Consider the following 19,351-nt stretch of genomic DNA (forward strand, 5'->3'; position numbering starts at 1 on the left):
AACGATAATAGAACAAATGTTCAGCTATCTTTGTTATAATGAAGAGGTATATCAACCAGGAAAAGGAGGCAATAAGGTGTCGTTACAATTTATCTTAGGGAATGGTCAAAAAGACCACCGCAAAGCACTGATCGATGAAGCCGCCGCTTGGCTTGACAAAGATGAAGAAAATCAAGTATTTTTCCTTGTACCTAACTATAATAAATTTGAACAAGAGCAAGAATTACTCGCTGAGATGCGTAAAAAAAGCGGAAAAAGCTCATTTAGCACAACCAACATGCAAGTATTCAGTTTCTATCGTTTGGCTTGGTACTTATTGCAACAAACTACGTTGCTGACAGGTAGTGAATTGACCGAATCTGGTTCAGCGATGATCCTCCGCCAAATTTTAGAAAAAAAACAAGAAGAACTGACGATATTTCGAGGAGAAATCCGCAAAAAAGGGTTTATCCGTCAGTTACAAGAGCTATATAGCGAACTACAAGTCGGAAAAATTTCCCCTGTTGATCTGTTAACTTCTGTGACAGGAGAATCTCCAAAAGAAGAAGACCGACAATTGAAAATGAAGGATCTACAACTGATTTTCTCTGCATTTGAAGAAGAATTAGTCCAACGCGCCCTACAATCTGAAGATGCGCTGACGGTGTTAGCGAATTATATGGCGACGCAGGATTATCATAAGATCAAGTTCTTAGTGAGTGGTTTTGCCCGGATCAATGCCCAAGAATACCAGTTGCTGCAAAAAATGATGGAAAAAGGACATCTAGTGGTCGATTTGCTATTGGATCGTCCCTACAAATCTGATCTACCCGATCCGTTGACCTTGTTCTTCAATACAGGAAAGATCTATTTCCAACTTCTCAACGCAGCAAGAGAATTGAATGTTCCTGTGGCTGTCGATCATTATGCACCGAATCGAGAACACCAAAACGAACTTCAAACATTACAACAAATGTGGGAAGAAACATCTAGCCAGCAGAAAAGCCAACCTGTGAAACTTGGCGCGCAAGAGACATTACATCTGTGGGAGGCAGAGAATCCAACGGAAGAAGTTCGCCAATTAGCGGTGGAGATCCGTCGTTTGGTCAGTCAAGAAGGATTTCGCTATCGAGATATCCAAGTGTTGACGAAGGATATGACACTGTATGGCAATTTATTGCGACCAATTTTCCAAGAGATGGCGATCCCTTTTTATCTGGATGAAGAGCAACTGATGGAAAACCATCCATTGATCGAATGGATCAACAGTTTGTTTGCTTTGGATCGTTATCAATATCGCCTAAACGACATCATGCGTTTCTTCAAGACGGAGTTGACGATCGGTCGGACAGATGAAGAGCTCGATCTGGCTACTTGGGAAGCTACTAGAAATCAATTCCGCACGAATTTAGATATCACGGAAAACGTAGCACTAGCGTACAACTACCAAGGGAAGTATTGGCTTCGCGAAAAAGATTGGCAATTTGTTGCCTATGATTTTGAAGCAGAACAGCTAGAAGACGTCAAACAACTAGAAGAGCAATCAAATACGATCAGGAGACTTTTTCGCGACATGGTGCCGGTGTTTTTGAAGAACATCAAAAAATGCCAAACAGGGCAAGAAGCAGTCACTTTGTTTTATCGCTTCTTGATCGAAAGCGGCGTACAACAACAATTGCTTTTTTGGCGAGACCAAGAAGTGGCGCGTGGCGGGTTAGCTGCGGCTAGAAACCATGAACAAACTTGGGGTGCTTTGATGGATCTTCTGGACGAGTATTCATTGATCTACGGAGAAACAGCATTCGATTGGTCATTATTTCAAGAGATCATCACGAGTGGTCTAGAAAATCTCAGCTATGGGAAGATCCCTACAGCAATCGATCAGGTGAGGATCAACCGGTTGGAACTTGTACGTGCCAATCAAGCAAAAGTAACATTTGCGGTCGGCTTGAATGACCAAGTGTTTCCAGATCGCCATGAAACTAAAGGTTTATTATCGAGTGAAGAACGTGAAGCGTTGAATCAAGGGTTAGGCGAGGATCAGTTTTTATTCGATCCAGCAAAAGAAAGTATGTCTTTCGAACCTTTCCAAGCGTATTTAGTGTTTGTTTCGGGAACGGAACGTTTGTACTTGAGCTACGCGCAGAGCTATGATACCAATCGGTTAAAAATGTCTCCGTATTTGAAACGAGTCGTTGACTATCTAGGTGTTCCAGTCGAGCCAAAATGCCAGTTGCAATTGACGAGTAAGCCAGATTGTTACGTTGGCACTTACCGTAGTGGGATCAATACGATCAATCGGGTCTATCGTTTAGCGAAAGAAGCCAAACAAGCAGTACCACTTTATTGGCAACAACTAAAAGAGTTAGTTCTGCGTTCGGATCAACGAAATTTTGCATTGACGATTTTTGAAAGTCAAGATCATCTAAATGTACCAGTTTCCTTATCAGAAGAAATGGCAGAAGCTCTTTATGGCAAAGAAATCTATACGTCGATCTCACGCATGGAAAACTTTTATAACTGTGAATATAAATACTTTGTCCAGTTTGGTTTGAAGCTGAAAGAACGTAATATCTATGGACTGACACCAGCTGCCACTGGAGACTTTTATCATGAATCATTGGATCGCTTCTTCAAATTGCTGTTCTCGAATCAACTGTCACTTGTGGCGATGTCGGAGAAGGAACGACAAAAATTTACTGAAAAAGTCTTACAGGAAGTATTTGGTGAATTACGCTTTGAGATTTTAGATAGCTCTGCCCGCATGAACTATATTCGTTACCAATTAGGGCAAACGATCCAAAAAGTGGCTTGGGCGTTACAAAAACAAAGCAAGAATACGGGCATGAAGCCATTACAGACCGAGATTTTATTTGGTCAGATCGCTGGTGCACGAGGGATACCAGGTTTGGAAATACCTTTAGACAAAGGCGGAAAACTCCACGTTCGCGGAAAAATCGATCGCATCGATGTGGCAACTGAACAAAGTGATACATGGTTAAGTGTAGTCGATTATAAATCAAGTGGTCGTTCGTTTGATGTGACTGAAGCTTACTACGGCATGGCGATGCAACTATTGACATATCTTGATGTGGCATTGATGGATGCTGTACGATTGACTGGGAAAGCTGCAGTCAAACCAGCAGGCTCTTATTACTTGCATGTGCATAATCCAGTCTTGACGGATACGACAGACGTCGAGAAGAATACCTTGAAGAAATTCAGCTATGACGGTGTTTTTGTCGATGATCCTGGTCTGTTAGAAGTGCTCGATCATTCATTGGAAGCAAAAGAAAGTTCGTTGATCTATCCGGTGAAGAAAAACGCCAAAGACGAGTTGCAAAAGGGCAGTTATAGTAAAGAGAATTTCTATACAGAAGAAGAACTTCAATTATTCATGAACCATAATCGTGAGAATATGCGTTTAGCTGGGGAAGCGATCACCTCAGGGGAGATCAAACTGAATCCCGCTTACAAAGACAAACAACGGATTGCTTGTGAGCATTGTCCGTTCAGAAGTATTTGTACGTTTGATGTCATGCTCAAAGAAAATAATTATCATCGTTTAGAAAAACTGGATAAAGATGAAGCATTGCGCAGAATACTAAAAAGGAGTGAAGACGAGTGACATCAATTCCTTTAAAACCGGAAAATGAACGTTTTACCGATGAACAATGGCAAGCGATTTTTGACCAAGGCGACAACCTACTTGTTTCGGCTTCCGCTGGCTCAGGTAAGACGACTGTGTTAGTCCGCCGAGTGATCGAAAAGTTAAAAATGGGTGTCAATATCGACGAGTTGCTGATCGTGACGTTTACAGAAGCGGCAGCAAGAGAAATGAAGGAACGGATCCAAGTAGCCTTGCAAGAAGCAGTGAATAGTGAAAGTGATCCGGTCTGGCAAAAACATTTTACGAAACAGCTCGTTTTACTACCCACCGCCAATATCTCGACACTCCATGCGTTTTGTTTAACGGTGATCCGTAAATATTACTATTTGATCGATATCGATCCAGTCTTTCGGATGTTGACGGATGAAACGGAAACGATCTTGATGAAAGAAGATGTCTGGGATGAGATCAGAGAACAACTTTATGCAGAAAATCGCGAAGCTTTTTTTCAGCTGACGATGAACTTTTCAAATGATCGCTCAGACGATGGTTTGACTAACCTCGTGTTTTCTCTCTATGATTTTGCCAGAGCGAACCCTGATCCGTTGGCTTGGTTGAATCGTTTACCAGAAGCATATCGGCTAGAAGAGGGATTAGCAGCTTCTGCATTGTACCAAGAACAGATCCGACCGCTCGTCTTGGCTGATTTACTTCATTGTACGCAGCTATACGAAGAAATGGTCGTTTTGGCACAAGAAGAAGGACTTGAAAAAATGTTTGATCAAGTCTCACAAGAACAAGCGAGTATCCAACAAATCTATGAACGTTTCCTGAGTGATGAGTTGGACGAAGCTTACCAAGCTTTAGAAAACCTGACGTTTTCGACCTTCAAAAGTAGTCGGAAAGCAGAGTTGAAAGAGCGTTCTGCTGAAGTAAAAACCTTGAGAGACCGTGCCAAAAAAATCTTACAACAAATTGGCAAAAACTACTTCCCGGTTTCACCTGCACAAATTGAAGAGTTGAGTCAAAAAGCGTTCCCCCTCGTGGAACAAATGACCGAAGTCACTAAGCTTTTCATGGAAGGCTTCAGTGCGCGCAAACGTGAAAAAGGCGTACTAGATTTCAATGATCTGGAACACTTGGCGTTACAAATATTGACGAAACAAACAGAGGAAGAGTGGCTACCAAGCGAAGCATCGGTTTATTATCGCAGAAAGTTTAAAGAAGTCATGGTCGACGAGTACCAAGATGTCAATCAATTGCAAGAAGAATTGCTCTATTGGGTCAGAGAGCCAGATGAAGAGAGAGGCAATCTCTTTATGGTGGGAGATGTCAAACAGTCGATTTACTCCTTTCGTTTAGCAGATCCAACTCTATTTATCAATAAATATGAGAAATTCTCGGAAGAAAAAGGGGGACGACGAATCGTCTTAGCTGAGAATTTCCGTTCAAGGCAGGAAGTCTTAGCGTTTACCAACTTGATTTTTGAGCAGTTGATGGACCCAACAGTTGGACAAATCGCTTATGATGAAGCGGCTCGGCTGGTTCTAGGTTTTTCTGGGTTTCCAGAAAATGAACGATTTGCACCAGAAGTCTTGATCTATGAAAAGGAACAAGAAACGACAGAAAGCGAGTTGCCGATGGACGATATGTTGGAAGACAAAACAGAAGGGGAACTCTTGATGACTGGTTTGAAAATCCGTGAATTGATCGATTCAAAATTCATGATCTACGACAAAAAAAGTCAAGAAGAGCGCCCGATCGAATTCAAAGATATCGTGTTATTGACACCAACGAAGAAAAATAATTTGACGATTTTAGAAGTATTCAAAACGTTTGATATTCCGTTGGAACTCAATGATGCCCAAAATTATTTCCAAGCGACAGAAATCAGGATCATGATTTCATTGCTCCAATTGATTGACAACCCTTATCAGGATATCCCATTAGCTTCAGTGTTACGTTCACCAGTCGTGGGCTTGATCGAACCAGAGTTAGCACGTATCCGATTAGCCGGTAAGGCGCATACTTACTATGATGCAGTCTTAGCTTATCAAAATAATAACCAAGATGAATTAGCGGCTAAATTGCTTCATTTCAATGAGCAACTGGAACAATGGCGAGAGTTAGCGCGGCGTTCTTCGATCACGGACTTATTATGGGAAATCTATTACCAAACAGGGTATTTAGAATATGTCGTTGGGTTGCCAGCTGGTGCACAACGTCAAGCGAATCTGTATGCGTTAGTGGATCGTGCCAAAGCTTATGAACAAAGCTCGTTTCGTGGTCTCTATCAGTTTGTACGATTTATTGAGAAAATGCAGGAGAAAGACAAAGACTTGGCGGAACCAGTGATTGCTTCTAGTGACAATGCCGTTCGTGTCATGACTATCCATGCAAGTAAAGGATTAGAGTTCCCCATCGTTTTCTTATTAGATATGACGAAGCAATTCAATCTGCAAGACTTGAAAAACCGTTATGCCTTCGAAGAAAAACTAGGTGCGGGCGTGCGCTACATGGAGCCAGACACGCGGGTCTTGTTTGATACATTGCCTTATCAAGCCATCAAATTAGCCAAACAGAAGAAATTGCTTTCCGAAGAAATGCGTAAATTATACGTAGGACTGACTAGAGCAGAGCAAAAATTGTTTATTGTTGGTTCGTACAAAAGCAAAGAAGACACGTTCAAAGCCTGGTCAGAAGCAAGTGAGCAAACGGATGTAGTGTTAGATCCTGTGATTCGCCTGAAAAGTTCGAGTAGCTTGATGAATTGGATCGGTTACAGCTTGATCCGTCATCCTAAAATGACCGAATATTTTCCAGAAGTCACGCCTTTACCACAACTGAAAAATTCACCGGGAGATTTTACGATCACCTGGATGGATCAACAAGAGATTTTAACCCAACGCCAAGCATTGACAGTCAAAGGAGAGCAAGCAGAAGAGCAAAAAGGAGATCTAACCCCATTAACGACTGAACTACAAGCACGTTTAGCCTTCAGTTATCCTTATGAGGCTTCTGCACAAACAACGAGTTATCAATCAGTTTCTGAGATCAAACGGTTGTTTGAAGATCCAGACGACTCTCCAGAGGCACGTTTGACTTGGGAAAGCAGTGATAAAAAAGCCTTTGCTCAGCCTTTCAGGTATACGCAAGACCAATTAGCTGAACCACGCTTTGTACAAAAAGAGCGCAAAGTTTCTGCCACAGCTGTTGGGACAGCAACACATTTTCTGTTACAAGTCCTACCATTGGAACAGTTGACGAAAGAAAGCATCGAAAAAGAACTGACGACCCTCGTCAAAAAACGTTTAGTCGATGAACAAGTAGCGAAACGTGTGCCAATTGATTCCATCTTATGGTTTTATGAATCTACCCTTGGCCGATCACTGATCGAACATCCAGAAAAAGTGAAACGCGAACAACCATTTTCAATGCTTCTACAAGCAGAAAAGGTATTCGATCACTACCCGAATGAAGACGATGAATTATTGATCCATGGGATCGTCGATGGATATCTTGATTTGGGGGAGTATGTGCAGCTTTATGATTTCAAGACTGATTTTATTTTACATCCTGAAAACCCAGAGGAAATCACTAAGGTCATCAGCAAATACCGCGGGCAATTGAACTTATACCAACGGGCATTGAGTGAAGCGTTGAATAAACCCGTTCAAGATGTCTTTTTGGTTTTGTTACAGGCGAAGAAAATAATAAATCTTAATAAAGAATAAGAAGTGAGCAAACTGGACTTACACTTTGTAAGTAATATGCTATACTCATGAAAAGAGGTGAGTAAGATGGAGCTAACACAGACAGAATTCATTCTGTGTCCCAAATTTGAAAAAACATTCTCGATTTTAGGGAAAAAATGGAATGGATTGATTATCGATGTATTACTCGAAAATGGTCCGCAGCGCTTTGTTGATCTCTCTGCAAAAATCCCGATGGTCAGTGACCGTGTCTTGGTCGAACGATTAAAAGAGCTTGAAAAAGAAAAGATCGTTACCCGTAATTTTTCGTGTAATGAATCCAGTCGTTCAGAATATATGCTGACAGAAAAAGGGGCAGATCTACAAAAAGCGATGGTCCAGTTGCAGCTTTGGAGTGAGAAATGGGTCACACCCGAAGAATGCAGTTGATTTTGCATCAAAAATCTTGTACACTAGTTTTTAGTTGAATAGACAAAAAGAATGTTGACGAAAAAGAGTAGTTTGGCTAAACCAGTATAGGGAGATCTGTCATGGACTGAAAGCAGATTCTGTGTTTGAAAAATGAAGTTCACTTTCCGAGTTCGTCTGAGAGATTTTTCAGACCGGCAGTATGTCTGTCGTTATTAAAATGAGTGTACGATCTCGTTGGGATCGTAAATTAGGATGGTAACGCGAAGACCTCGTTCCTTGATAGGAATGAGGTCTTTTTTGTAGTTGAATTTAAAGGAGGAAATCGCATGTCTTTACAAGCACAACTCGAAAGCTTGAAAGAAGCAACGATCGTCAAGATCAAGCAGGCGCAGGATTTGAAAGAACTAAATCAAATCCGTGTCGAAACATTAGGGAAAAAAGGACCGATTACTGAGGTCTTACGTGGAATGAAAGATCTAAGTGCCGAAGAGCGTCCGAAAGTGGGAAGCTTTGCCAATGAGATCCGTGATCTATTGACACAAGAAATCGAAGAAAGAAAAGCAGTCTTGGAAACCGCCGCAATGAATGAAGCATTAGAAAAAGAAACCATCGATGTAACGCTTCCAGGTAGCTCAGTCAAACAAGGTACACGCCATATCTTGACGCAGATCATGGAAGAAATCGAAGATATTTTTATCGGTATGGGGTATCAAATCGTTGAAGGATATGAAGTCGAGTCAGACCACTATAACTTTGAACGAATGAATTTACCAAAAGACCATCCGGCACGTGATATGCAAGATACTTTTTATATCTCAGAAGAAATCTTGATCCGTACGCATACGTCGCCTGTGCAAGCACGTACCATGGAAAAACATGATTTTTCAAAAGGTGCGCTACGCATGATCTCACCAGGAAAAGTTTTCCGACGTGATACTGATGATGCAACACACAGCCATCAATTCCATCAAATCGAAGGATTGGTGATCGACAAGAACGTGACGATGGGTGATCTAAAAGGAACACTTGAAGTCGTGATGAAGAAAATGTTTGGTGAAGATCGCCAGATCCGTTTACGCCCAAGCTACTTCCCATTTACAGAACCATCTGTTGAAGTCGATGTCAGCTGTTTCAAATGCGGTGGTTCAGGCTGTAACGTCTGCAAACACACAGGTTGGATCGAGATCTTAGGTGCTGGTATGGTTCATCCAAATGTCTTGGAAATGTCAGGGATCGATCCTGAAGAATACTCCGGATTTGCTTTTGGACTTGGCCCAGATCGTGTCGCAATGTTACGTTATGGGGTCAACGATATTCGTAATTTCTATCAAAATGACTTGCGCTTCTTAAGTCAGTTCAAGGGGGAGTAAAAGAATGTTAGTATCATATAAATGGCTGAATCAATACGTTGATTTATCAAATGTGACACCGCAAGAACTTGCAGACAAAATGTCAGTCACAGGAATCGAAGTCGAAGGTGTAACTGTACCTGAAGAAGGCTTGAAGAAAATCGTTGTCGGAGAAGTGAAGGAATGTATTCCACATCCTGATTCGGATCATCTATCGATCTGTCAAGTCGACATTGGCGAAGAAGAATTATCACAAATCGTTTGTGGCGCACCAAATGTCAAAGCAGGAATCAAAGTCATCGTGGCTTTACCAAATTCACGGATTGCGGGCAATGTCAAAATCAAAAAAGGCAAGATGCGTGGACAAGTCTCGAATGGGATGATCTGTGCCTTACAAGAAATCGGTTATTCTGACAGTGTCGTACCGAAAGAATATTCAGAAGGCATCTACTATTTGCCACAAGAAGCGGTCAATGGAGAACCAGTCTTTTCTTATCTAGATATGGACGATGCTATCATCGAACTATCGATCACACCTAACCGTGCCGACGCATTATCAATGAGAGGTGTGGCATATGAAGTTGGCGCGATCTACCGCCAAAAACCAACATTCAATGATGAAAAGTTAGTAGAAGTTGAACGTAAAGCTTCAGAGAAAATTGCGGTAAAAGTAGAAGACGAAGAATTGGTAACAGCATACCAAATCCGCATCATTGAAAACGTCAAGATCCAACCGAGTCCACAATGGTTACAAAATATCTTGATGAATGAAGGAATCCGACCAATCAATAACGTCGTTGATATCACAAACTATATCTTATTATTGTTCGGTCAACCGTTACATGCATTCGACTATGATAAGTTAGGTTCAGAAGAAATCGTGGTGCGTCATGCAGCAGAAGAAGAGAACATCGTGACGTTAGATGGCGAAACGCGTTCATTGACTTCAGAAGACTTGGTCATCACAAATGGACAAGTGCCAGTGGCTTTAGCTGGAGTAATGGGTGGACAAGACTCAGAGATTACGGAAACAACGACAACCGTTGCGTTAGAATCCGCTTTATTCGATCCCATCTTGATTCGCCGCACAGCCAAACGTTTCAATTTACGTAGTGAATCATCTGCGCGCTTTGAAAAAGGCATCAATAAAGGAACCGTCGGCGAAGCAAGCGATGTTGCAGCAGCGATGATCGTTGCTTTAGCAGGAGGAGAAGTGTTACAAGGAGCGGTCAAAGGTTCTGAGTATCAAGCAAAAGAAGTCGAAGTACAGATCACATTGAAGCGCATCAACCAGTACCTTGGCACAATCTTAAATGTCGCTGAAGTAAGTGAGATCTTTGAAGCATTAGGATTCGGCTATCACCTCGATGGAGAAACTTATACTGTTGTTGTACCTCCAAGACGTTGGGATATCCAGATCGAAGCAGACATCATCGAAGAAGTGGCACGTATTTATGGGTATGATCGTTTACCTTCAACGTTACCAAGCGGCGAAACAGTTGCAGGTAGTTTGACACAAGAACAAGCGACAACACGAAAGATCCGTACATTACTTGAAGGCAGTGGTCTAACTGAAGCCATTAGTTATGCACTGACAACGGAAGATAAATCACGTCAATTCGCTTTGAAAGAAACAGCCATCACTCGCTTGGATTGGCCGATGAGTGAAGACCGTTCTGTCTTACGTATGAACTTGATCAGTGGTCTTTTGGATAACGTCCAATATAACACGGCACGTAAAAATTCAGATGTCGCATTTTATGAAGTAGGTCGCGTCTTCTATCAAGAAAACGATCCATTGACTCATCTACCACAAGAAGTCACTCACGTAGCTCTTGCGGTGTCTGGCACATGGGAAGAGAAGAGTTGGCAAAGTAAGCCACAAGCGGTTGATTTCTTTACAGTAAAAGGAATATTAGAAAATGTATTCGAACAACTTTCCATCAATGAGGAAATCACTTATCAAGCGTTGACAACGATCGATGAACTTCACCCAGGTCGGACGGCGGCCATTTATTTAGGTGAAACAATGATCGGGTTTGTTGGCCAAGTGCATCCTATGACTGCTAAAGCTTACGATATTCCAGAAACTTATGTGGCAGAGTTTGATTTAGCCACAGTTGTGGAAGCATCACAAAAAGGCATCACTTTCCGACCAGTCACAAAATTCCCAAGTGTGACGCGTGACATTGCGATGTTAGTAGCTGAACAAGTGACGAATCAAGAAATCGTTCGCACAATCCAAGCAGCTGCTGGCCGATTCTTGACAAATGTCGAACTATTCGATGTCTACCAAGGAGCAAATATTGAAGCAGGGCATAAATCAGTCGCCTATACGTTAAGCTTTGAAAATCCCGAAGCAACGTTGACAGATGAAGAAATCAACCAAGCAATGAGCAAGGTTGAAAAGGCGTTGACAGAAACAGTTGATGCAAGTATTCGTTAAACCTTAATAATAGAAGAAAAAACTGGGACAAAAATCATTCAATGATTTTTGTTCCAGCTTTTTTGTGTGATTACTGATTGAAATAATTGATGCCCATTGCCGCTTTCACTTCAGAAAGTGTGGCTGCCGCAACTTTAGCCGCTTCTTCACTACCATGACGTAAGATATCCATCACGGCTTGTGGGTCCTTCGCCAATTCTTCACGACGTGCGCGGATCGGTGCGAACTCTGCTTCTAATACGTCGATCAAGTAACGCTTGATTTTCACGTCACCGAGTCCACCACGACGATAGTGGGCTTTCATCTCTTCGATTGCTTCTTTGTCTGTACCAAAAACATCTAAGTACGTAAAGACCATATTGCCTTCGACTTGTCCTGGATCTTGGACATGGATGTGATTTGGATCAGTATACATACTCATCACTTTTTTCTGTAAAACATCCGCATGGTCAGAAATGTAGATGCCATTTCCTAATGATTTACTCATTTTTCCGTTACCATCGATCCCAGGTAAACGACCCATTCCTTTAGGAGGGAAGACGGCTTTCGGTTCAACTAGTACTTCTCCATAAGTGTGATTGAAACTTTGGACGATCTCTTGCGTTTGTTCCAACATTGGTTTTTGGTCTTCACCAACTGGCACTAGATTCGCTTTGAACGCAGTGATGTCAGCAGCTTGTGAGACAGGGTAGATAAAGAAGCCTGTTGGGACACTTTCACCAAATTTCTTTTGCTCGATCTCCGTTTTAACAGTCGGGTTACGACGCACACGACCAATACTTACTAAGTTTAAGTAATACATTGTCAACTCAGCTAATTCAGGGATTTGCGACTGGATAAACAATGTTGATTTGGCAGGATCTAAACCAACCGATAAGTAATCTAAAGCAACTTCTAATACATTGGAAGACACTTTTTCAGGGTCTTTCGCATTGTCAGTCAAGGCTTGCATATCTGCGATCATTACGAACAACTGATTGTTCTCATCCGCTTGCATTTCTACACGTTTTTTCAAAGACCCGACATAATGGCCTAAGTGTAGTTTGCCAGTAGGACGGTCTCCTGTTAAAATAATATTTTTCAAAAAAGAACACCTCTTTGTAATTTCTAAGACTAATACTTAATATCTTACCGTTTTTTTGCAGAATTAACAACAGGATAAACCGAAAATCATTGAAAAAATCAGTCAGGAAATCGTTATTTATACAAATGGTAAAAGAAAACGGACAAAGGAATTTTCTTGGAAACTTTACAAGTTGCTTCGCTTTCGGATATAATGTGTTCTATTATATATCTTTAAATGAAATCTTACTAAATAATAATGGGAGTGTAATGTTATGACAATGATTAAATTTGATAGCGTGGAAAAGTATTACGGCAAATTCCATGCGTTGAAAAACATCAATCTTGAGTTTGAAAAAGGGGAAGTTGTCGTTGTCATTGGTCCATCAGGATCAGGAAAAAGTACGATGCTTCGCTGTATCAACGGCTTAGAAACAATCACTTCAGGAAAGCTTTTGATCAATGATGTCGATATTCGCGATAAAAACACAAAATTGACGGAGATTAGAAAAAATGTCGGAATGGTCTTTCAACATTTTAATCTTTACCCCAATAAAACAGTTTTAGAAAACATCACATTGGCACCAATCAAAGTATTAAAACAAGATGAGGCAACTGCTGTAAAAAATGCGGAAAAGTTTTTAAAGACAGTCAATATGCTAGATAAAAAAGATTCCTATCCTTCCATGTTATCTGGTGGACAACAACAGCGTGTAGCGATTGCTCGCGGCTTAGCGATGAATCCCGAAATGCTGTTATTTGACGAGCCAACATCTGCCTTGGACCCAGAGATGATCGGTGATGTATTGGACGTAATGAAAAAATTGGCAAGAGATGGCATGTCAATGATCGTGGTCACACACGAAATGGGCTTTGCGAAAGAAGTGGCAGACCGTGTCATTTTTATGGCGGACGGACAAGTATTAGAAGATAGTCGCGATGTACGCAATTTCTTCGATGATCCAAAAGAGGAACGTGCAAAACAATTTATCAGTAAAGTAATCAATCATTGATAGGAGGAACGATATGCGTAAGACAACATTCACTCGTTTATTATTTCTTTTTGGGCTAGTATTTCTAGTATTGAGCGGCTGTAAAGGTAGCAGTTTGGCAGAAAAAGATATTTTGACTCGTAGTAAAGAAACGAACGAGATCATTTGGGGTGTCAAATACGATACACGATTGTTTGGGATGATGGATATCGAAAGCCGCACTGTTCAAGGGTTTGATATCGATATCGCCAAAGCAATCACGAAGAAGATTTTAGGAGAGGACGGAAAAGCAGAGTTTGTCGAAGTCACTTCTAAAACAAGAATCCCATTATTAAAAAATGGGAATATCGATGCCATCATTGCGACGATGACGATTACCGAAGAACGTAAAAAGCAAGTCGATTTCTCTTCAGTTTATTTTGACGCCGGACAATCATTGCTCGTTGAAAAGGGTAGTCCCATCAAAAGTGTGGAGGATTTAAACGCTGAAACGACTGTTCTAGCGGTAAAAGGCTCGACTTCAGCTGCCAACATCAGAGAACATGCACCTGATGCGCGGATCTTGGAGTTAGAGAACTATGCAGAAGCATTTACTGCCTTACAATCGGGGCAAGGTGATGCCATGACGACAGACAATGCGATCTTACTCGGAATGGCAGCGGAGAACCCTAGCTATGAATTAGCAGGTGGAACATTTACCAAAGAGCCTTATGGTATTGCAATCAACAAAGGACAAGAAAATTTCTTAGATGCAGTCAACCAAGCATTAGCGGAAATGGTTGAAGACGGCACCTACGATAAGATTTATGAAAAATGGTTCCCAGATACGACTCAGGGAAAAATTGATTAAGGAGGGAATACAATGACTGAATTGATACAAACTTATGGGCCAGCCTTCCTTGATGGATTTAAAGTAACGATCCTATCAAGTGTCTTGGCACTTTTATTCAGTTTGATCATCGGAACGTTGATGGCGATTTTTCAATTGTCACACAATAAATGGATTCGTGGTTTAGCGAAAGCCTATGTTGAATTTTTTAGGAATATCCCGTTATTGATCATCGTGATGTTCTTCTATGTCGTATTACCACTTTATTGGATCAGCTTTGATGGTTTTCAAGCAGGAACGATCGGGCTGACGATCTATACTTCCGCATTTATTGCAGAAACCGTTCGTTCGGGCATCCAAACTGTGCCAAAAGGTCAAATGGAGGCTGGTCTTTCATCAGGATTTACTTACTCAGAGACGATGCGTTACATCGTATTGCCACAGGCATTTAAAATCGTTATCCCACCATTAGGCAATCAATTTATCAATTTGGTCAAAAATTCATCGATTTTAGCAATTGTTGCTGGTTTGGATATCATGTATCAAGGGGATTTGATCGCTAGTGAAACTTTCAACACGTTTGATACCTATATCATCGTCGGTTTATTTTACTTGATCATTACCTTACCATTGTCTTATTTGATGGTTTATCTTGAGAAAAAATGGGCAGTTCGTTCATAGAAAGGAGAATCTCAATGGATTTTAGTGGTGCATTTTCATGGATGAATATTCGCTTTTTACTGGAAGGACTAAAAGTAACGATCGAAGTTTCGCTCTTCTCCATCATTTTTAGTTTTCTGATCGGTGGGCTGACAGGTGTTCTTCGTTTTGCGAGTATTCCTTATTTATCAAAAATAGTAGGTTTGATTATCGACATCATTCGTAATCTGCCATTATTGCTGATCATCTTTTTCACTTATTTTGCTTTACCGCAAATCGGTATCCAAATGAACATCTTTTGGTCAGCAGTTGCAGCATTGACGATTTTTGAATCTGCCATGTTATCAGAGATTTTCCGTGCAGGTTTGAATGCTGTGCCGAAAGGTCAGATGGAAGCAGGGCTTTCCACGGGATTAAGCTATGTGGAAACGATGCGTACGATCATCATGCCGCAAGCATTTAAGTCAATGATCCCTGCTATCGTCAGTCAGTTGATCTCGTTGATCAAAGATACTTCTTTAGCGGTGATCATCTCGTTGCCAGAATTGACACACCAAGCGCGGATCGTCTACGGTCAAAATACCAATTATGTCTTACCAATGTTCGTTATGATGACTTTCATGTATTTTGTCGTATGTTACGCACTTTCTTTACTTTCTTCTTACCTAGAAAAAAGAAAGTATAGTTATTAGTAGAAAAAATCGTATTTTAAATGGGAATTAAGAAGGAATCCACGAAATTTTTTTAAAAATTTTTTGTGGATTCCTTCTTACGTTATCCAAAAAATCCATCGGGACACGTGTTGAGTCGTCATGTGGAAAAAGAGCAGGAAAGCAGATTGTAGGACTTGATAAATCACGTCAAAAAGTCCACAATATAGAAGGTAGAATTTTTTTGAAAAAGGATGATTCGATTGACAGATAAACGTCCGATCGGTTTTATTGATTCAGGAGTTGGCGGTCTTACAGTCGTCAAAGAAGCATTGAAGCAATTGCCGAATGAAAACATATTATACGTTGGCGATACCGCGCGCTGTCCATATGGACCAAGACCAGCAGAGCAAGTGATCGCTTATACATGGGAAATGACGAATTATTTAGTTGAAAAAGGCATAAAGATGCTTGTGATTGCCTGTAATACGGCAACTGCGGTCGCATTAGAAGAAATCAAAGCAACACTCTCGATTCCAGTGATCGGTGTGATTTTGCCAGGAACGAGAGCGGCAGTCAAACAAACGAAAAATCACCGAGTAGGGGTGATTGGAACAATTGGAACCGTCAAAAGTGCCGCTTACGAGACGGCCTTGCTGGATAAAGCACCCGAACTGAAAGTCACCAGCTTGGCGTGTCCAAAGTTTGTGTCAGTCGTAGAAAGTAAAGAATACCGATCATCAGTCGCTAAAAAAATCGTGGCCCAAACTTTAGCTCCATTAGAATTAAAAGGGATCGACACCTTGATTTTAGGTTGCACCCATTATCCACTCCTTCGCCCGATCATTCAGAATGTTATGGGGGATAAAGTCATGCTAATCGATTCAGGAGCAGAAACGATTGGCGAAGTTTCGATGTTACTTGACTATTTTGAAATCAGTAATTCACCACAAAATGGCCGAACGCTTTGTCAGTTTTATACGACAGGATCAGCTAAAATGTTCCATGAGATTGCCCAAGATTGGTTAGGATTAAAAGAACTGATCGTTGAATCGATTGATTTAGGAGGAAAAGAGCAATGATGCGTCATGACGGAAGAAATGTCCAAGATTTACGTAAAATCACGATTGAAACAAATGTGCTGAAGCATCCAGAAGGATCAGTTTTGATCAGCTTTGGCGATACGAAAGTGATTTGTGCGGCAACGGTTGAAGAGACAGTCCCCCCGTTTTTAAAAGGGACTGGTAAAGGATGGGTGACAGCAGAATACAGTATGTTGCCCTGCGCCACGAATACGAGAAATCGTCGTGAAAGCAGCAAAGGTAAGTTAAGTGGACGGACGATGGAGATCCAACGTTTGATCGGTCGTTCGTTGCGTGCGGTCGTCGATCTCGAGAAACTTGGTGAACGCAGTATCATCGTTGATTGTGACGTGATCCAAGCAGACGGTGGCACCCGAACAGCAAGTATTACCGGTGCATTTGTGGCTTTAAGATTAGCTATCGAAAAATTATTACAGAAAAAAGTGTTAGCGAATGATCCAATCAAAGAACATTTAGCCGCCATCAGTGTAGGGATTTTAGCTGATGGGACATGTGTGACTGATTTGGATTATCACGAAGACGTTGCAGCAGAAGTCGATATGAACTTAGTGATGACGGAATCGGGCAAATTTGTGGAAATCCAAGGGACAGGCGAAGAAGCTACCTTTGATGGTGAACAATTGAACGAAATGCTTGTTTATGGCAAAACAGCGATCGAATCACTGATTTTTGAACAAAAAAATGTTTTGTTGAGTGAATGGTCAGACACTACGCCTGAACCGACAGAAAAAACGATTGTGATTGCTACTCGAAATGCAGGCAAAGCAGAAGAATTCCGTACCTTATTTGCGAAAGAAGGCTATACAGTCAAAACATTGTTTGATTATCCTGAGATACCTGATGTCGAAGAAACAGGTACAACATTCGAAGAAAACGCTCGGTTAAAAGCAGAAACGATTGCTCAAGTATTGAACCAGCCAGTATTGGCGGATGACTCTGGCCTGAAAGTCGATGTGTTAGGTGGTAGACCAGGAGTTTATTCTGCCCGTTTTGCTGGCGAACATAAGAGTGATGCGGCAAATAACGCAAAATTACTTTTTGAATTAACCGATGTAGCTGATGAAGAACGCACCGCACAATTTCATTGTACGTTGGTTTTCGCTGAGCCAAATAAAGAAAGTTTAGTAGTGGAAGCAGAGTGGCCTGGACGAATTGGTCGGATACCTAAAGGCGAAAATGGTTTTGGCTATGACCCTTTGTTCATTCCTGATGGGTACACTCAAACAGCGGCAGAAATCTCAAGTGAAGAAAAAAATAACCACAGTCACCGAGGCTTGGCTATGGCAAAACTAAGCCAAGTTTGGCAGGGATGGTTGGAAGGAGTGGAGTAGATGCGCTATTTAGTCGTTAGTGACAACCATGGGGATCGAGCAATCATCAAAGAATTGCTGACCCAGTATCAAAATCAAGTTGATTATTTCTTTCATTGTGGCGATTCAGAACTTGACGCAACAGATGAAGTTTGGGAAACTTATCTCGGTGTACAAGGCAATTGTGATTTCGGCACAGACTTTGAGACCAAACGAGTTGTAGATACTGGGCTTGATCGGGTATATATGACGCACGGCCATTTATCGAATGTCCGCTTTGGTTTGACTCAGTTAGCCCTTGAAGCAAAAGAGCAACAAGCAACGATTGCTCTTTTTGGGCACACCCATCAACTAGGGTGTGAATTTGAAGAAGGTATCTTGTTCTTAAATCCAGGAAGCATTTCCCAACCTCGAGGAATGATCCAAATCCCAGCTTACGCAATCATTGAGAGTACGAAAGAGACACTTGCTGTCCAATACTATAATCGATCACACAAAAAAATCGATAACATGGCATTTGAATATAAACGCTGACAAACAAACTCTAATTTTTGCTAAAAAAAGAAATGTTTGTATAGATTTTGCATCCGTTTTCGGTAAAATAGAGATATTGAAAGAATTTGAAATGGAGGGCCAATACATGATTGGACCAATTGTAAGAGAGTTATTACTGCAAAATCAAGAGACATTTTTGGTTCCAGCAGAAAACGTGGCAAATGTTATGTATCAACATCCGTTATCGCATGGACTATTAGTTTTATCGAAAGTTGGCTACACTAAAATCCCTGTCTTAGGGAAAGATGATCGCTTTGTTGGTCTAGTCAGTCTGTCGAATGTTGTCAATAAGATGATGGACCTACAAACAATCAGTATGGAACCATTAGAAGGCCTAACAGTTGCTGATGTAATGGAAACCGATGTACCAACCATTGATGAAAATTGGGAACTAGAAGAAGTTCTTCATTTACTAGTGGATGCTTCGTTCTTGCCAGTTGTCACAGAGGATAAAGTGTTCAAAGGAATCATCACACGAAAAGAGTTATTGAAAGCAGTCAATTACATGGTACACGAATTAGAACGTCAAAATATTGTATCACCAAAAATAGATGTAGATGATTTAAGAGAAAGAATCGATATCGTTAGTTAAAGGTAATTGATCCTACTCACAAAATAGAAAGACATAAAACAAATGAAGCGACGCCTAAAAGTTAGATTATATTTCTAACTTCTGGACGTC

At 41.1% G+C, this 19,351-nt stretch carries 14 protein-coding genes; 13 read left to right on the forward strand and 1 reads right to left on the reverse strand.

The window, feature by feature from the left end:
- The first annotated feature begins 76 nt into the window (after positions 1-76).
- The 5 genes from HZ311_RS14235 to pheT all read left to right on the forward strand — a co-directional run bounded on the left by HZ311_RS14235 (position 77) and on the right by pheT (position 11,508).
- A complete protein-coding gene (locus HZ311_RS14235) occupies positions 77-3,607 on the forward strand; it encodes a PD-(D/E)XK nuclease family protein (protein ID WP_023519559.1) in 3,531 nt (1,176 codons plus the stop codon).
- Complete coding sequence (gene addA, locus HZ311_RS14240) at positions 3,604-7,323, forward strand: helicase-exonuclease AddAB subunit AddA (protein WP_023519560.1); 3,720 nt, start codon at positions 3,604-3,606, stop codon at positions 7,321-7,323. Before HZ311_RS14235 ends, addA begins: the two co-directional genes overlap by 4 nt.
- Before the next feature lie 66 nt (positions 7,324-7,389).
- A complete protein-coding gene (locus HZ311_RS14245) occupies positions 7,390-7,731 on the forward strand; it encodes a winged helix-turn-helix transcriptional regulator (RefSeq protein ID WP_019724054.1) in 342 nt (113 codons plus the stop codon).
- A 308-nt stretch (positions 7,732-8,039) separates the two neighbouring features.
- Positions 8,040-9,083, forward strand: a complete 1,044-nt coding sequence (pheS, locus tag HZ311_RS14250) for a phenylalanine--tRNA ligase subunit alpha (RefSeq protein ID WP_010735597.1) — start codon at positions 8,040-8,042, stop codon at positions 9,081-9,083.
- A gap of 4 nt (positions 9,084-9,087) precedes the next feature.
- Positions 9,088-11,508, forward strand: a complete 2,421-nt coding sequence (gene pheT, locus HZ311_RS14255; protein ID WP_178946779.1) for a phenylalanine--tRNA ligase subunit beta — start codon at positions 9,088-9,090, stop codon at positions 11,506-11,508.
- Positions 11,509-11,578: 70 nt separating this feature from the next.
- On the opposite strand, the gene trpS is transcribed toward pheT, so the two are convergent.
- Complete coding sequence (trpS, locus tag HZ311_RS14260; protein ID WP_178946780.1) at positions 11,579-12,592, reverse strand: tryptophan--tRNA ligase; 1,014 nt, start codon at positions 12,590-12,592, stop codon at positions 11,579-11,581.
- A gap of 253 nt (positions 12,593-12,845) precedes the next feature.
- On the opposite strand from trpS, the gene HZ311_RS14265 reads away from it, so the two are divergent.
- From HZ311_RS14265 to cbpB, 8 genes are all read left to right on the forward strand, one after another.
- A complete protein-coding gene (locus HZ311_RS14265; RefSeq protein ID WP_010735594.1) occupies positions 12,846-13,583 on the forward strand; it encodes an amino acid ABC transporter ATP-binding protein in 738 nt (245 codons plus the stop codon).
- Between the two features lie 13 nt (positions 13,584-13,596).
- Positions 13,597-14,412 (forward strand): transporter substrate-binding domain-containing protein, encoded by an 816-nt coding sequence (locus HZ311_RS14270; protein WP_010735593.1) that lies wholly within the window; start codon positions 13,597-13,599, stop codon positions 14,410-14,412.
- Between the two features lie 12 nt (positions 14,413-14,424).
- Positions 14,425-15,072, forward strand: coding sequence for an amino acid ABC transporter permease (locus tag HZ311_RS14275; protein WP_137072355.1), 648 nt, complete (start codon positions 14,425-14,427; stop codon positions 15,070-15,072).
- A gap of 14 nt (positions 15,073-15,086) precedes the next feature.
- Complete coding sequence (locus HZ311_RS14280; RefSeq protein WP_023519565.1) at positions 15,087-15,743, forward strand: amino acid ABC transporter permease; 657 nt, start codon at positions 15,087-15,089, stop codon at positions 15,741-15,743.
- A 212-nt stretch (positions 15,744-15,955) separates the two neighbouring features.
- Positions 15,956-16,783: a glutamate racemase gene (racE, locus tag HZ311_RS14285; RefSeq protein ID WP_019724592.1), complete on the forward strand. Its 828-nt coding sequence runs from the start codon at positions 15,956-15,958 to the stop codon at positions 16,781-16,783.
- Positions 16,783-18,135, forward strand: coding sequence for a ribonuclease PH (gene rph, locus HZ311_RS14290; RefSeq protein WP_041684412.1), 1,353 nt, complete (start codon positions 16,783-16,785; stop codon positions 18,133-18,135). Before racE ends, rph begins: the two co-directional genes overlap by 1 nt.
- The gene (locus tag HZ311_RS14295) at positions 18,136-18,648 is read left to right on the forward strand and encodes a metallophosphoesterase (protein ID WP_010735588.1); all 513 of its coding nucleotides are present in this window, start codon (positions 18,136-18,138) and stop codon (positions 18,646-18,648) included.
- Between the two features lie 106 nt (positions 18,649-18,754).
- A complete protein-coding gene (gene cbpB / locus HZ311_RS14300; protein ID WP_010735587.1) occupies positions 18,755-19,261 on the forward strand; it encodes a cyclic-di-AMP-binding protein CbpB in 507 nt (168 codons plus the stop codon).
- The last annotated feature ends 90 nt before the right edge of the window (positions 19,262-19,351 follow it).

Source organism: Enterococcus mundtii (genome assembly GCF_013394305.1).
Taxonomy (GTDB): domain Bacteria; phylum Bacillota; class Bacilli; order Lactobacillales; family Enterococcaceae; genus Enterococcus_B; species Enterococcus_B pernyi.

Excerpts from the sequence above, each read along its gene's own strand:
- HZ311_RS14270 (WP_010735593.1), top strand. The coding sequence starts at position 13,597 with ATGCGTAAGACAACATTCACTCGTTTATTATTTCTTTTTGGGCTAGTA.
- racE (WP_019724592.1), top strand. The coding sequence starts at position 15,956 with ATGATTCGATTGACAGATAAACGTCCGATCGGTTTTATTGATTCAGGA.
- cbpB (WP_010735587.1), top strand. The coding sequence starts at position 18,755 with ATGATTGGACCAATTGTAAGAGAGTTATTACTGCAAAATCAAGAGACA.
- HZ311_RS14245 (WP_019724054.1), top strand. The coding sequence starts at position 7,390 with ATGGAGCTAACACAGACAGAATTCATTCTGTGTCCCAAATTTGAAAAA.
- HZ311_RS14295 (WP_010735588.1), top strand. The coding sequence starts at position 18,136 with ATGCGCTATTTAGTCGTTAGTGACAACCATGGGGATCGAGCAATCATC.
- rph (WP_041684412.1), top strand. The coding sequence starts at position 16,783 with ATGCGTCATGACGGAAGAAATGTCCAAGATTTACGTAAAATCACGATT.
- pheT (WP_178946779.1), top strand. The coding sequence starts at position 9,088 with ATGTTAGTATCATATAAATGGCTGAATCAATACGTTGATTTATCAAAT.
- pheS (WP_010735597.1), top strand. The coding sequence starts at position 8,040 with ATGTCTTTACAAGCACAACTCGAAAGCTTGAAAGAAGCAACGATCGTC.
- HZ311_RS14280 (WP_023519565.1), top strand. The coding sequence starts at position 15,087 with ATGGATTTTAGTGGTGCATTTTCATGGATGAATATTCGCTTTTTACTG.
- HZ311_RS14265 (WP_010735594.1), top strand. The coding sequence starts at position 12,846 with ATGACAATGATTAAATTTGATAGCGTGGAAAAGTATTACGGCAAATTC.
- HZ311_RS14275 (WP_137072355.1), top strand. The coding sequence starts at position 14,425 with ATGACTGAATTGATACAAACTTATGGGCCAGCCTTCCTTGATGGATTT.